This is a genomic window from Amycolatopsis rifamycinica (genome assembly GCF_000695625.1).
Taxonomy (GTDB): domain Bacteria; phylum Actinomycetota; class Actinomycetes; order Mycobacteriales; family Pseudonocardiaceae; genus Amycolatopsis; species Amycolatopsis rifamycinica.
Genome location: NZ_JMQI01000083.1, coordinates 12,396 through 25,410 on the forward strand (window position 1 = coordinate 12,396; position 13,015 = coordinate 25,410).

General features: G+C 71.9%; 15 protein-coding genes. 8 read left to right on the plus strand and 7 right to left on the minus strand.

Features of this window, described 5'->3' with window-relative positions; translation table 11 throughout:
* Positions 1-54 precede the first annotated feature (54 nt).
* Positions 55-1,209, plus strand: coding sequence for an isochorismate synthase (locus DV20_RS41275; protein ID WP_152603828.1), 1,155 nt, complete (start codon positions 55-57; stop codon positions 1,207-1,209).
* Positions 1,210-1,213: 4 nt separating this feature from the next.
* Here the strand turns inward: DV20_RS41275 and DV20_RS41280 are convergent, their stop codons facing one another.
* Positions 1,214-1,900, minus strand: a complete 687-nt coding sequence (locus DV20_RS41280; RefSeq protein ID WP_200876615.1) for a 4'-phosphopantetheinyl transferase family protein — start codon at positions 1,898-1,900, stop codon at positions 1,214-1,216.
* Between the two features lie 225 nt (positions 1,901-2,125).
* Here DV20_RS41280 and DV20_RS41285 point away from each other — a divergent pair, with 225 nt between their 5' ends.
* Positions 2,126-3,295: an acyl-CoA dehydrogenase family protein gene (locus DV20_RS41285; RefSeq protein WP_043789176.1), complete on the plus strand. Its 1,170-nt coding sequence runs from the start codon at positions 2,126-2,128 to the stop codon at positions 3,293-3,295.
* A 95-nt stretch (positions 3,296-3,390) separates the two neighbouring features.
* Here DV20_RS41285 and DV20_RS41290 read toward each other — a convergent pair whose 3' ends face one another.
* From DV20_RS41290 to DV20_RS41305, 4 genes are read right to left on the minus strand one after another with little or no spacing between them, the layout of a single operon-like run.
* Positions 3,391-3,711: a hypothetical protein gene (locus DV20_RS41290; protein ID WP_043789177.1), complete on the minus strand. Its 321-nt coding sequence runs from the start codon at positions 3,709-3,711 to the stop codon at positions 3,391-3,393.
* 58 nt (positions 3,712-3,769) lie between these two features.
* A complete protein-coding gene (locus DV20_RS41295; RefSeq protein WP_043789178.1) occupies positions 3,770-4,405 on the minus strand; it encodes a TetR/AcrR family transcriptional regulator in 636 nt (211 codons plus the stop codon).
* Positions 4,402-5,952 (minus strand): ATP-dependent acyl-CoA ligase, encoded by a 1,551-nt coding sequence (locus DV20_RS41300; RefSeq protein ID WP_043789179.1) that lies wholly within the window; start codon positions 5,950-5,952, stop codon positions 4,402-4,404. Before DV20_RS41300 ends, DV20_RS41295 begins: the two co-directional genes overlap by 4 nt.
* Positions 5,949-6,686: an enoyl-CoA hydratase/isomerase family protein gene (locus DV20_RS41305; protein ID WP_043789180.1), complete on the minus strand. Its 738-nt coding sequence runs from the start codon at positions 6,684-6,686 to the stop codon at positions 5,949-5,951. The genes DV20_RS41300 and DV20_RS41305 overlap by 4 nt, the downstream gene beginning before the upstream one ends.
* A gap of 48 nt (positions 6,687-6,734) precedes the next feature.
* Here DV20_RS41305 and DV20_RS41310 point away from each other — a divergent pair, with 48 nt between their 5' ends.
* Positions 6,735-8,336: an amidohydrolase gene (locus tag DV20_RS41310; RefSeq protein ID WP_043789183.1), complete on the plus strand. Its 1,602-nt coding sequence runs from the start codon at positions 6,735-6,737 to the stop codon at positions 8,334-8,336.
* 4 nt (positions 8,337-8,340) lie between these two features.
* On the opposite strand, the gene DV20_RS46045 is transcribed toward DV20_RS41310, so the two are convergent.
* Entirely contained in the window at positions 8,341-8,661 is a 321-nt protein-coding gene (locus DV20_RS46045) for a hypothetical protein (protein ID WP_043789185.1), read from the minus strand.
* 56 nt (positions 8,662-8,717) lie between these two features.
* On the opposite strand from DV20_RS46045, the gene DV20_RS41320 reads away from it, so the two are divergent.
* Both DV20_RS41320 and DV20_RS41325 read left to right on the plus strand, forming a co-directional pair.
* Positions 8,718-9,158, plus strand: a complete 441-nt coding sequence (locus DV20_RS41320; protein WP_043789186.1) for a GNAT family N-acetyltransferase — start codon at positions 8,718-8,720, stop codon at positions 9,156-9,158.
* Positions 9,159-9,198: 40 nt separating this feature from the next.
* A complete protein-coding gene (locus DV20_RS41325; RefSeq protein WP_043789190.1) occupies positions 9,199-9,882 on the plus strand; it encodes a metal-dependent transcriptional regulator in 684 nt (227 codons plus the stop codon).
* Positions 9,883-9,890: 8 nt separating this feature from the next.
* On the opposite strand, the gene DV20_RS41330 is transcribed toward DV20_RS41325, so the two are convergent.
* A complete protein-coding gene (locus tag DV20_RS41330; RefSeq protein WP_043789192.1) occupies positions 9,891-10,499 on the minus strand; it encodes a hypothetical protein in 609 nt (202 codons plus the stop codon).
* 129 nt (positions 10,500-10,628) lie between these two features.
* Between DV20_RS41330 and DV20_RS41335 the strand changes: the two genes are divergently transcribed.
* The 3 genes from DV20_RS41335 to DV20_RS41345 all read left to right on the plus strand — a co-directional run bounded on the left by DV20_RS41335 (position 10,629) and on the right by DV20_RS41345 (position 12,929).
* Positions 10,629-11,447 (plus strand): LLM class flavin-dependent oxidoreductase, encoded by an 819-nt coding sequence (locus tag DV20_RS41335; RefSeq protein ID WP_043789194.1) that lies wholly within the window; start codon positions 10,629-10,631, stop codon positions 11,445-11,447.
* Positions 11,448-11,519: 72 nt separating this feature from the next.
* On the plus strand, positions 11,520-11,849 hold the full coding sequence (locus DV20_RS41340) for a hypothetical protein (RefSeq protein WP_043789464.1): 330 nt from the start codon (positions 11,520-11,522) through the stop codon (positions 11,847-11,849).
* A gap of 21 nt (positions 11,850-11,870) precedes the next feature.
* A complete protein-coding gene (locus tag DV20_RS41345; RefSeq protein ID WP_043789466.1) occupies positions 11,871-12,929 on the plus strand; it encodes a zinc-binding dehydrogenase in 1,059 nt (352 codons plus the stop codon).
* Positions 12,930-13,015 lie beyond the last annotated feature (86 nt).

Genomic DNA, 13,015 nt, shown 5'->3' on the forward strand with positions numbered 1-13,015 from the left:
GTCGCTGGCGACACTCCCCTCGCGGATCCTCCGGAGCCTGGGACGCTGGGTCTTGTGAGTTCTCCCGACCCGGCGATCCCGGCACTCGACCTCGCCGCCCGCTACCAGCGAGGCGACTTCCTGTTCACGACGGCCGAGCGCGCACTCCTCGCGCAGGGCACCCTCCGGACCGTCACCGAGACGGACCCCCGCCGGCTCGCCGCGGCGATCCCCGGTGTCCTCGCCGAGACCGGCGCTCCGCTGGCCGCCGGCGTGCTCCCGTTCGACACCGGGCCCGACACGAAGGTGCCGGGTCACCTCGTCGTGCCCCGGACCGTCCACCGGTCCTCGGGGGCGCCTTCGCTGCCACGGGCGGTCCTGCCGGCCCCCGTGCGAGTGCGTGCGGTGCCGTCTCCCGACCGGCACATGGCGGCCGTGCGTTCCGCGGTGGCCGCGTTGGCCTCCCACGACCTGCGCAAAGCCGTCCTGGCCCGCGCCCTGGACCTCGAGTTCGCCGCGCCGGTGCCCGCCGAGAGCATCGTGCGGAACCTGGCCGTCGGCAATCCCCGGCACTTCACGTACGCGGCCGAGCTGCCCGGCGGCCGCTCGCTCGTCGGCGCGACGCCCGAGCTGCTGCTGCGTCGCACGGGCCGAACGGTGTTCTCGTCACCGCACGCCGGCTCCATGCCGCGTTCGGCCGACCCGGCGACCGACCGCGCGAACGGCGAGGCGCTGCGGACGTCCCGCAAGGACCAGCTCGAGCACGCGGTGGTGATCGACTACGTGGTCGAGGCCCTGCGGCCGTTCTGCCGGACGCTGGCCGTCCCGGCGGGCCCGGAGCTGGTCACGACGCCGGCGATCTGGCACCTGCGCACGCCGATCACGGGCGAGCTGGCCGACCCGGACATCACGGCCCTCGACCTGGCGGCGGCCCTGCACCCGACCCCGGCGGTCTGCGGCACCCCGACCGAGGGCGCCCGCGACCTGGTGCAGGAGCTGGAGCCGTTCGACCGCGACTACTACGCGGGCGCGGTGGGCTGGGTGGACGCGGCGGGCGACGGCGAATGGGCGGTGGCGATCCGCTGCGCGGAGATCGCGTCGACGTCGATGCGCCTGTACGCGGGCGGCGGGATCGTGGCGGCGTCGGACCCCCGGTCGGAGCTGGACGAGACGACGGCGAAGTTCCGCACCCTGCTGGCGGCGATGGGCCTGGCGGACCTCCCGGTCTGAGCGGTCAGGGGACCCAGTGCTGCTCGGTGACCGACAGCTCCTGGGTGGTCAGCACCGCGATGGCCGCGCGGTAGCCGTCCACGGCCTTCAGGTCCGCCAAGCGGGTCGTCGCCGGGTCCAGGGCCGGGTCGCCCGAGGCGGCCAAGCGGGCCGGCTCGTCGTAGCGGGAGAACGTGATGCTCTGCAGCGGGATGCGCAGGCCCTTGCCCGTGGCCTTCATCACCGCCTCCTTGCGGGTCCAGTAGACGAAGAACGCCGCCGCCTTCTCCTCCGGAGGAAGGCCGGCCAGGTGCGCCGCCTCCGCCGGGCTCAGCGCGTACTCGATCAGGCCGTCGTCCGCGCGGCGGGTGGCCGTCTCGACGTCCAGGCCGACCGGGACCGAGGGGGTCGCGGCGAGACCGATCAGGTCGCCCGAGTGGGAGATCGACAGCGTCAGGTCCGCGCCCGGGATGCGCGGACGCCCGTGCGGCTTGCCGCAGTCCTCACAGGTCGCGTCGAACTTCACCGCCTCGACCGCCAGGCCGAGCCGCTCGGCCGCGACCGTCTTCGCCAGGACCCGGCCGGTGAGGAACCGCCGCTTGTCCGCCTCCTGCCGGTAGGCCGCGAAGCGTTCTTGCTCGACGTCGTCGAGCAGGCGCATGAAGCGTTCTTCGGTGGGCAACGGCGACGACCAGCGGACCTCGATCTCCATCACGCTTCGATCCTTCCGGGCCGGGCAGCCGTTGTCACGAGGTTCGCGATCAGGACACGAGCGAGGGTCGAGGGCCGCCGCTGTGACGAAGCTCTCGGCGAAGCGCGGCGCCGGGTGGCCGCGCTGGGCCGGCCGGGTTCTTGCGCGTGGGGGACGCGCCGCGCACAATGGCAAGTAAGCAAGCGCTTAGCCAGTGGCAGTGTTGGTCGGAGGAGCAGCTCACCCATGGACTTTTCACTCAGCACCGAAGAACGGGAAGTGCGCGACTGGGTCCGCACGTTCGTCCAGCGGGAGCTGGTGCCGCTCGAGCAGGAAGTCCTCCGGCGCGAGCGCGCCCACCAGCCCGGCCTGACCGGCGAGGAGCTCAAGGACCTCCAGCTGAAGGCGAAGGAGTCCGGCTTCTGGGGCGTGCTGACCCCCGAGGAGTACGGCGGCATGGGTCTGTCCGCCGTGATGGCCGCGCTGCTGGAGGCCGAGCTCGGCCGCACCTTCGTGCCGTTCCGCTTCGGCGGCGCCGCCGACAACATCCTGTTCCACGCCAACGAAGAGCAGAAGCAGACCTACCTGCTGCCCACGATCTCCGGCGAGCGCAAGTCCTGCTTCGCGATCACCGAGCCGGGTGCCGGGTCGGACGCCAAGGCCATCCGGACCACCGCCCGCAAGGACGGCACCGACTGGATCATCAACGGCGAGAAGACCTTCATCACCGGCGGCAACGAAGCCGACTTCACCATGGTCTTCGCGATCACCGACCCGGAGAAGGGCGCGAACGGCGGCGTCACCTGCTTCCTCGTCGACCGCGAGGCCGGCTGGAAGTCCGAGTACATCGACACCATGGGCGAGTGGGGCCCGGCGTCGCTGATCTTCCAGGACGTCCGCGTTCCGGAGACGCAGATCCTCGGCGAGGAAGGCCGCGGCTTCGAGCTGGCCATGCAGTGGATCGGCCAGGGCCGCTACCTGCTGCCCGCCCGCGCGATCGGCTCGTGCGAACGGCTGATCTCGATGGCCATCGAGCACGCCAACACCCGCGAGACGTTCGGGCAGAAGATCGCCGAGCGGCAGGCCATCCAGTGGATGATCGCCGACTCCGGGGTCGAGCTGGAGGCGCTGCGCTGGCTGGTGCTGCACGCCGCCTGGCAGGTCGACCAGGGCATGGACTCGCGGCACGCGCAGTCGATGGCGAAGCTGTACGGCGGCCAGAAGGCCAACGAGATCGTCGACCGCGTCCTGCAGATCCACGGCGGCATGGGCTACACGCGGGAGCTGCCGGTCGAGCGGTGGTACCGCGAGCTGCGGCTGCTGCGCATCTACGAGGGCACCGACGAGATCCAGCGCCGGACCATCGCCCGCAACCTGCTGAAGGGGCACGTCAAGGTCGGCGGCACGCTGGGCTGAGAACGCGACCGGCGGCAGTTCGGCGCCCCCGGCCCCCGCATGACGAAGCCGTCAAGGCCGCCCTTCCCGGCGGCCTTGACGGCGCTTCGGCTTGCTTACTTCTTGTTGCGGATGGCGATCGGGACGCCCGCGAGGTCCTCTTCGTTGCAGAGGAGCTTCACGTCGTAGTACGGCGAACCCTGGCGGTCGTCGTAGTCGAGGTGAATGGCCAGGACGTCGAGCGGCTCGCCGAGCCACTCCTGCGCCTGCCGTAGCCAAGCGGAGCACCGTTCCAGGGCGGTGGGGAGATCGTCATCGCGGAACTCGACGGGGCGATAGGGGACATCCTGCACCTGATCGCGGGGGTTTTCCGGCGCCGGGAGGCCCGGCGCGAGACCCGAGTCGTCCAGTTCCAGTTGGATCGTTTCCTCAGTCACCCTTCGAGCGTCCCCCACGCACGCCGTCTGGGCAAGGCGTACACAGGTAAAAGCGCCGCTAAACGGACACTCCCCACTCTTTCGCGACGATTTCCCGGCACCGTCGCAAGTCGGTCACGCCCGGCGCGGACGTGCAGCCCAGCGCCCTGGACGCCAGCTCCGCGTAGTGCTCCGCCAGCTCGTCCAGCGCCAGCGGGCCACGTGGGGAATACCACCTCGCGACGCCGCTGCACATCTCGAGCAGAGCGAGCCGGGTCACCGCCGGGTGCTCCACACGGAACACCCCGGCCGTCACGCCTTCGTCGATCGCGGCCGCCCACAGCCGTTCGTAGGCGTCCCGCAGGGCCACCACCGGCTCGCGCGCGGCGGGGGACAGGACGTCGACTTCGTTGTCCACCACCCGGGTTTCCGCCGGTCCGACGGCGTGCGCGAGGACGTGCAGCGCGACCAGCGTGCGCAGCCGGTGCACCGGGTCGCCGCCGCCCGCGGTCGCCTCGCGGGCCGCGTCGAGCAGCCGGTTCAGCGCCGTGTGCATGATTTCGGCGAGCAGATCCTCCTTGGTGCCCATGTAGTGGTACAGGCTGGCGGAGGAGAGTTCCGCCTCCTGCGCCAGATCCCGGATGCCCGTGCCGTGGAAGCCCTTGGTGGCGAACAGCTTCACCGCGGCCGCGCGGACCCGGTCCCGGGTGCTCACAGCCACGCTTCCGCCTTCGCGTCCCAGGAGCCGGCGCGCGGGTCCGCGACCTTCCGCAGCTCGCCCTTGGCGACCCGCTCCGACGGCGTCATCGGCAGCGCGTCGGCGAACGCCCAGAACCGCGGAACCTTGAAGTAGGCCAGTTTCCCGGCGCAGAACGCGACGAGCTCGGCCGGGTCCGGCCGGTCGCCGTCGCAGACGACGTAGGCCTTGATCTCCTCGCCGCGCAGCTCGTCGGGCACCGCGACGACGGCCGCCAGCCGCACCGCCGGGTGCAGCAGCAGCGCGCGCTCGACCTCGTCGGCGGAGACGTTTTCGCCGCTGCGGCGGATCATGTCCTTGGTCCGGCCGACGTAGTAGACGCGGCCGTCGGCGTCCATCCGGGCGAGGTCGCCGGTGTGGAACCAGCCGTTTTCGAACGCTTTCGCCGTCGCGTCCGGGTCGTCGTGGTAGCCGTGCATCAGCCCGATCCCGCGGATCAGCAGCTGCCCGGTTTCCCCGCGGGGCACCGGCTTCCCGTCGTCGCCGGCGATCAGCACCTCGCGGTCGCGGCTCGGCCGCCCGATGCAGCCGGTGCCGACGGTCTCGTCGTGGTCGGCGGCGGTCATCCGGATGTCGCCGCCGGTCTCGGTCATCCCGAACGCCTCGTACCACGGCACCCCCCAGCGGGCCTCCAGCTCGGCGTGCCGGTCGTGCGGGATGGCGGACGCGCAGATCGCGCGCACCCGGTGGTCGCGGTCGGCTTCGGACGGGTCCTGCCGCAGCAGCAGCGTCGGCATCAGGCCGAGGCAGTAGAACCAGGTCACGCCGTGTTCGCGCACCTTCGCCCAGAACGTGCTGGGGTGGAACCGGTCGAGGACGACGAGGGTCGCGCCGCCGGCGAGCCCCAACGCGACGTTCCACTGTGGATCGATGTAGTGGAACGGCTGCGCGGTCAGGATGACGTCCTCCTCGCCGACGGCGGGGAAGTCGGTGGCCAGGCTGATCGCGAGGGTCGTCCAGTAGCGGTTGGGCAGCACGCAGCCCTTGGGCGCGCCGGTGGTACCGGAGGTGTACTGGATGTTGACCGGCGTCTCCGGCACCGGCGTGAAGGCGGCACTTTCACGTGAAAGTGCCGCCCCCAGGTGGGCACTTTCACGTGAAAGTGCCGCTGGGGTGATGACTTCGGTGAGGGCGATGCGGGTGAGGAGGGGGGTGAACTCGGGGGCGGCGACGGTCAGCTTCGCGCCGGAGTGGCGCAGGACGTGCGCGCCGTCGAACTCCTGGTAGTTCGTGTTCACCGGGACCAGCTGCGCGCCGATCTTCGCCAAGGCCAGCCAGATCAGCGGGAACTCCGGCTGGTTGCGCAGCATGACGGCGACCCGGTCGCCGGGGCCGATGCCGCGCTCGGCCAGCGCCGCGGCGATGCGTGAGCTTTCGCGGTCGACCTCGGCGAACGTGAACGTGCGGTCCAGGTGGTCGAACACCCAGGCTGTGCGCTCGGGCCACAGCGCGGCCGCGCGCGTGACGAGCTGGGCGAGGGTCCCGACTTCGGTGAGCGGCGTCACGCCCGGCTCCGGAAGGCTTCGGTGGACGCGGCGACCGCGGCCGAGTGCTCGGTGATCAGGGCGTGGCTGACCTCGAGCTCGAGCGCCGGCTCGATGTCGGTGCTCGCGTCGAGCACCCGCTTCGCCATCGCCGCGGCGGCCGGCGGGTGCTCGGCGATCCGCTTGGCCCAGCTCAGCGCCTCGGCCTGAAGCCGCTCGGCCGGGACGGCGGCGTTGACCATGCCCAGCTCGGCGGCCTTCCGGCCGTCGAAGCGCTCGCCCAGCAGCAGGAGCTCCTTCGCCTTGAGCGGCCCGACCAGCAGCGGGAGCAGCCGTGACGCCGCACCGGTGACGCTCAGGCCGAGCGAAACCTCGGGAAACGCGAACACGGCGTCCTCGGCGGCCAGGATCAGGTCGCAGCCGAGCGCGAACTCCGCGCCGGCGCCGATCGCGTAGCCGTGCACCGCCGCGATCACCGGCTGACGCAGCCCGCGCAGCCGCCGCGTGACGTCCTGGAGCCGGTCCAGCCGCGCCCGCGAGTCACCCGCGGGGGTGGGCTCCTTGAGGTCGTGGCCGGCGCAGAAGGCCCGCCCGTTCCCGGACAGCACGACGACGCGGGCGTCGCTGCGCGCGGCCGCGTCGAGGGCGGCGAGGAAGTCGTCGACCAGGACGGCGGCGACCGCGTTCAGCCGCTCGGGCCGGTTCAGCCGGATCTGCGCGATGCCGTCCTCGACGGCGAAGTCCACGGTGGGCATGGCGCCGATGCTAGACGTTCGATCGATCGATCGATAGCCTCTGAACTTGTGCGAGTCGATGCGGTCTACGAGAACGCCACGGTGTGGACGGGCGCGGGCATCACCAGCGCGCTCGCCGTCCTGCACGGCAGGGTGGTCGCGCTCGGCGACGACGCCCGCGAGCTGTCCGCGCGCGCCCGGGTCGACCTCGCCGGCGGGTTCGTCGTGCCCGGCTTCCACGACGCGCACAACCACATGGCCTGGTTCGGCATGGGCCTCGACGACGTCCCGCTCAGCGACTGCCGCAGCGTCGAGGAGGTCTACGACGCCGTCGCCGCGCGCGCCGCGACGCTGCCGCCCGGGAGCTGGGTGGTCGGCAGCGGGTACGACCAGAACAAGCTCGTGGGCGGGCACCCGGACCGGCGCGGCCTCGACCGCGCCGCGCCGGGCATGCTCGTGCGGCTCAAGCACACGTCCGGGCACATGACCGTGGTCAACTCGGCCGTGCTCGACCAGCTCGACCTGGCGCACGTGCCGGTCGGCGGCGACGTCGTGCTCGCGGCCGACGGCTCGCCGACCGGCCTGCTGCGCGAGCAGGCCCAGCTGCTGCTTCGGCCGCTGACGTACCCGGCGCCGGTCGCGCGGGTCGTGCGCGGGCTCGAGCGGGCGTCCGAGCGGTACCTGGCCGAGGGCATCACCAGCGTCCAGGAGGCCGGCATCGGCGGCGGCCTGGTCGGGGAGACACCCGCCGAGCTGGCCGCCTACCAGGAGGCGCGCGACCGCGGCGTGCTGCGCGTGCGGAGCACGGTGATGGTCGCCGCGAGCGTGCTGCACGACCTGCCCGACGACGCCGGCTTCGGCCTCGACCTCGGCCTGCGCACCGGTCTCGGCGACGAGTGGCTGCGCGTCGGCCCGATGAAGTTGTTCGCCGACGGCTCCCTGGTCGGGCGCACCTGCGCGATGCACGACAGCTTCGACGGCGAGCCGGACAACCGCGGCTACTTCCAGGTGCCCGAGGACGAGCTGGCCCGCACGATCCGCCGCGCCCACGAAGCGGGCTGGCAGATCGCGACGCACGCGATCGGCGACCGCGCGATCACCGTCGTCCTCGACGCCTACGAAGCCGCGTTGGCGGCTTCGCCGCGCACGGACCACCGGCACCGCATCGAGCACTGCGCGGTGCTCCAGCCCGCGGAGCTGTCCCGGCTGGTCTCGCTCGGCATCATCCCGTCGCCGCAGGGACGGTTCGTCAACGAGCTCGGCGACGGCATGCGCGCCGCGCTCGGTGAGTCCCGCGTGCCCTGGTGCTACCGGCTGCGAAGCGTCCTCGACGCGGGTTGCGTGCTGCCCGCGTCTTCGGACCGGCCCGTCGTGAACGGCGCTCCGCTGCTCGCGCTGGCCGACATGGTGCGTCGGCGCACGGCGTCAGGCGCCCCCTTCGCACCCGAAGAGGCGTTGACGCCGGAGCAGGCGTTGCGCGCGTACACGTACGGCTCGGCGTACGCGACCTTCGCCGAGCGTGACCTGGGCACGCTCGAACCCGGGAAGCTCGCCGACTTCGCCGTGCTGTCCGGTTCACCCCTGGACGAGTCCGCTTTGGACGCGCTCGCTTCCGGAGAGCTCAGCGTGCAAGGCACCGCCGTCGGCGGCGAACTGCGTTATCAAGCCTGATGACTCACCTCCTTCCGGCGAATCCGAGTGCTTCCTCGGCCAGCGCGGCCCAGGGTTGTGGCGACCCCGCGTCCAGCGCCAGCCATTCCTTCATCGGCGTGCCCTTGTTGGCGTCGAAGCGCACGCCGTGCCCACCCTCGACCAGCTCGTCCACCCGGGACCGGGGCAGCTTGAGCACCAGCTGCCCGCGGACGAACATCGCGAAGATCCGGCCGTGCGCGCGCAGCGCCGTGCGCCCGAACCCGCCGGTCGTGCCGGGTGGCGTGACGCCCGGACGTCCGGTGAACTCGTCGACCAGGTCCTCGAACTTCTCCTCTGGTGACATCGACCACCTCCACGCCCGACCGTAACGACCACCACCGACAAAAACCGGGAGGCGAGATGCCCGTCCGCGACGCTGTCTTCGACGACATCGAGGAGATCTGCGCGCTCATCGAGGAGCACGCGGTCTACGAGGACAACCACGACCTGAAGCTGGACCGCGCCGAGATGAGCGGGCACCTGTTCGGGCCGGACCCGAAGGCGTGGGTGCTGATCGCGACCCCGCCGGGCGAGCCGGGGACGGTGGCCGGGTTCGCCTTCTGCAGCTGGAACTTCTCCACGTGGGAGGCCCGGCCGGGGATCTGGCTGGACGACCTGTTCGTCCGGCCCGCCCACCGGCGCTTCGGTCTCGGCAGCGAGCTGCTGGACGAGCTGCGCAACCGCACGAGCGGGCGCGTCGAGTGGGACATGCAGGAGGGCAACGAAAAAGGCGCGGCGTTCTACGCCCAGCTCGGCGCGGAGCCGGTGCCCGGCTGGATCCGCTACCGCTGGCGGCCGTGAACTTTCACGAGAAAGAACCCGGCCCCGTATCGTATGCGGTATGGGAGATGGTTCGGTCCGGAGGTCCTCGTCGGTCGAGGACTACGTCCGGGTGATCTACGGCCTGGTCGAGCGGGGCGAGGCGGTCACCAACGCGTCGCTCGCCGGCCGGCTGGAGGTCAGCCCGTCCTCGGCGTCGGGGATGGTCACGAAGCTGTCCCAGCTCGGCCTGGTCACCCACGTGCCGTACCGCGGCATCGAGCTCACGGCCGAGGGCAGGCTCCTGGCGCGCTCGGTGCTCCGGCGGCACCGGCTGATCGAGACGTACCTGGTGTCGGAGCTCGGCTACACGTGGGACGAGGTCCACGCGGAGGCGGACGCGCTGGAGCACGCGGTGTCGGATCGCCTGGTCGAGCGCATCGCGGCGAAGCTCGGCAACCCGGTCCGCGACCCCCACGGCGACCCGATCCCGGCGCCCGACGGCAGCGTGGAGGAGCTCCCGGTCCGGATCCTCGACGACCTCCCGCCGGGCGCGGTGGGCGAGATCGTGCGGGTCTGGGACACCGACCCGGAGCTGCTGAGGTACCTGACGGAACACGCGATCAACCTGGGCGAACGCATCGAGGTCGTGGAACGCCAGCCGTTCGGGGGGCCGATGGTGGTGAAGGTCGGGTCGCCGCCGGATGCCGCCACCCACGCCATCGGCAAGGAGATCGCGCAGGCGTTGTCGGTCACCCTGCGCTGAGGGACCGCTCAGTATGACCATTCCCAGCCGTGCGCGCCGGGGCCGAACAGTCCTGAACTGTCCGTGAGCTGCAGGGTGCCGCTCTTCGTCGCGGTCGAGATCGCGACCTGTCCGGTGTAGGTACGACTGGGTGCGTACGCCGGCGGCAATTGCTTCGGATTCGTGCACGAGTCGGTCTCCGCCTGGTTCGTGACACCGTCGGCGCCGGTCGTCGAGAACGCGAACGGGTTGATCAAGCCCGGCAGGACGGTGAAGGCACCAACACCGCTGTCAGCGTCGAGATCTGTGTACGTCTTCACGGTCACGTCGAGCAAGAGTGTGTGCTTGCCCGCTTGGCGAGAGGCGTAAGGGCCGCACTTCGGGTCGACGGCGATCTTGGTGACCCAGAACTCGACCGCCAGGCTGCCGTCGGTGTTCGAAATACCGGCCCGCTCGCCGACCTTCTTCGTGATGTACGCCGGCGTCGCCGAGGCCGGTGCGGTGGAGGCAGGCGAGGTCACGCTGGCGGGAGCCGCGGCCGGGGCCATCCCGCTCGCCGGGGCTGCCTCGTTGCCGCAGGCCGCAAGCCCGGTGGCGGCGATCGCGGCCACCACGAGGAAGATGGTGCGCTTGATCATTCGTACCCCTTTGCCGTGTGATCAAGAGTCGCGAGCTGCCGTCTCGTCGTTACGACGCTCAGGGACGTACGCGCGGGTGACGTCGTGGAGCGGATGTGGTGACCACCCCCGCCGCCAGACCATGAGGGCATGAAACCCTTCCGCTTCGGCATCGTCGCCGGTCACGCTCCTGACCTCACCTCGTGGGCCGCCCAGGCCGAGCGGGTCGAGAAGCTCGGCTTCGACACCCTGCTCGCCACCGATCCCGTCGGCACCGCCGATCCCTTCGTCCTGCTCGGGGCCGCCGCCGCGGTCACCCTCGACCTCACCGTCGGGACCTTCGTGCTCGCCGACCCCTTCCGCGACGCCGCCGCCCTCGATTGGCAGGCGCAGACCCTCCACCGGCAGACCCGCGGCCGGTTCGAGCTCGGGCTGGGCGTCGGGCGGCCCGGTGCCGGTGCGCACGCCGAAGCGCTCGGGCGGGAATTCCCCTCACCGGGTGAGCGCATCACACGGATGGCCGCCACCATCGCGCACCTCAAGCGCACTCCCGACCGGCCGCCGCTGGTGCTCGCCGGCGCCGGACCGAAAATGCTGGCGCTCGCCGCGCAAGAAGCCGACACCGTCACCTTCGCCTGGTCGCCGCGGACCACCGAAACCGCGGCGCAGTCCATTGTGGATCACTTCCGGGAGCTCGCCGGGCCGCGGCTGCCGGACATCGAGCTCGGCCTGAACCTGATGGCCGTCGGGGACGCGCCGTCGCCCGCGATCGCGCGGTGGGCCGGGGCGGACGTGCCCGAGCTGGCCGCCGCGGGCGCCGTCACCGTGGTGCCCGAGGATCCCGTCCTGGCCGCGGAAAAGCTTCTCGGCTGGCGGGAGCGGTGGGGGATTTCCTACGTCACGATCAACTCCGGCTACGCGGAACCGTTCGCCGCGATCGCCGACGAGACGCGCAAGGCAGGTGGGTGAGGGGCCTTCCGATCTTGGGAAGCTGCGCCTACGCTCCAATGTTCGTAATCGGGAGTGCTTCGGAGCGTTGTGATGACCGGTCAGCGAACACGCACCATCGACCGGGGGGAACAGGCGGAGCTGAGCCGGCTGCTGGCAGCCGGACCGTTCGACGTGGCCCTGCGGGCGGCGATCCGGGCCCGCGGCCTCGGCCTCGAGCGGATCCGCTATCGCTTGCGCGGCAGGGGAACCACGGTCAGCCTGGCCACCCTCAGCCACTGGCAGTCGGGACGGTGCCGGCCCGAGCGGCCGGAATCGTTGGAGGCCCTGCGGAATCTCGAGGACATCCTGAACGTGCCGGACGGCTCGCTCAGCAAACTCCTCGGGCCGCCGCGGAGGACGAGGTTCCACGCGCTCAACTGAGCAATGGCTAAGCTCGCGCCCATGCGAGCTGTCGTGATGGAGGAGTTCTGCGTCCCGCCCGTCGTGCGGGACGTGCCGGAGCCGATGGCCGCGCCGGGCGGTGCGGTGATCGAGGTCGACGCCACCGGCGTGTGCCGCAGCGACTGGCACACCTGGCAGGGCCACGACAGCGCCGTCACGCTGCCGCACGTCGCCGGGCACGAGCTCGCCGGCCGGATCGTCGCGCTCGGCGAGGGCGTGCGCGGCTGGGAGCTCGGCGCGCGCGTCACCGTGCCCTTCGTCTGCGCCTGCGGCAGTTGCGCCCAGTGCGCCCGCGGCGACCAGCAGATCTGCGACCGCGAGTTCCAGCCCGGCGCCACGCACTGGGGGTCGTTCGCCGAGCGCGTCGCCGTCGAACACGCCGAGACGAACCTGGTCGCGCTGCCGGACTCGCTCGGCGCCGCCGAGGCCGCCGCCCTCGGCTGCCGGTTCGGCACGGCGTTCCGGGCGGTGCTGCGGCAGGGGCGCGTCACCGCGGGCCAGTGGGTCTCGGTGTACGGCTGCGGCGGCGTCGGGATCTCCGCGGTGCTGCTGGCCGTCGCGGCGGGCGCGAAGGTCGTCGCCGTCGACGTCTCCGCGGCGGCCCTCCGGCTGGCCGCGGAGTCGGGCGCCGCCGTCACCGTCGACTCCTCGGCGTTCGACGGGCCCGAAGCCGTCGCCGCGCACGTGCGCGAGCTGACCGGTGGCGGCACGCACGTCTCGCTCGACTGTCTCGGCTCACCCTCGACCTGCGCGGCGTCGGTCGGCAGCCTCCGCAAGCGCGGACGGCACGTCCAGGCCGGGCTGATGCCGCCCGCGCAGGGCATCGCGCCGATCCCGATGCACCGCGTCATCGGCGGCGAGCTGGAGCTGGTGGGCATCCACGGGCTCCAGGCCCACGAGTACCCGGAGCTGCTGCGGGTCGTGGAGACGGCGGGCATCGACCTCGGCGCGCTGATCGGACGGCGCATCGGGCTCGACGACGTCCCGGCCGCGCTGGCCGCGATGAACGACCCCGTCCCGGCGCAGGCGGGCGTCACCGTCGTGACGTTCGGTGACTGATCGGCGGCGGCGGGTCAAGAGACCCGTTCGTAGCTGATCCACGCTGGCTTGGAGCATTCAGGTGTGGGAACGTCGGGTCATGGTGG

Bases quoted from the DNA above. Each gene is read 5' to 3' on its own strand.
- DV20_RS41325 (WP_043789190.1), top strand. From the start codon at position 9,199: ATGGGAGATGGTTCGGTCCGGAGGTCCTCGTCGGTCGAGGACTACGTC.
- DV20_RS41305 (WP_043789180.1), bottom strand. From the start codon at position 6,686: ATGCCCACCGTGGACTTCGCCGTCGAGGACGGCATCGCGCAGATCCGG.
- DV20_RS41345 (WP_043789466.1), top strand. From the start codon at position 11,871: ATGCGAGCTGTCGTGATGGAGGAGTTCTGCGTCCCGCCCGTCGTGCGG.
- DV20_RS41320 (WP_043789186.1), top strand. From the start codon at position 8,718: ATGCCCGTCCGCGACGCTGTCTTCGACGACATCGAGGAGATCTGCGCG.
- DV20_RS41285 (WP_043789176.1), top strand. From the start codon at position 2,126: ATGGACTTTTCACTCAGCACCGAAGAACGGGAAGTGCGCGACTGGGTC.
- DV20_RS41335 (WP_043789194.1), top strand. From the start codon at position 10,629: ATGAAACCCTTCCGCTTCGGCATCGTCGCCGGTCACGCTCCTGACCTC.
- DV20_RS46045 (WP_043789185.1), bottom strand. From the start codon at position 8,661: ATGTCACCAGAGGAGAAGTTCGAGGACCTGGTCGACGAGTTCACCGGA.
- DV20_RS41280 (WP_200876615.1), bottom strand. From the start codon at position 1,900: ATGGAGATCGAGGTCCGCTGGTCGTCGCCGTTGCCCACCGAAGAACGC.
- DV20_RS41340 (WP_043789464.1), top strand. From the start codon at position 11,520: ATGACCGGTCAGCGAACACGCACCATCGACCGGGGGGAACAGGCGGAG.
- DV20_RS41330 (WP_043789192.1), bottom strand. From the start codon at position 10,499: ATGATCAAGCGCACCATCTTCCTCGTGGTGGCCGCGATCGCCGCCACC.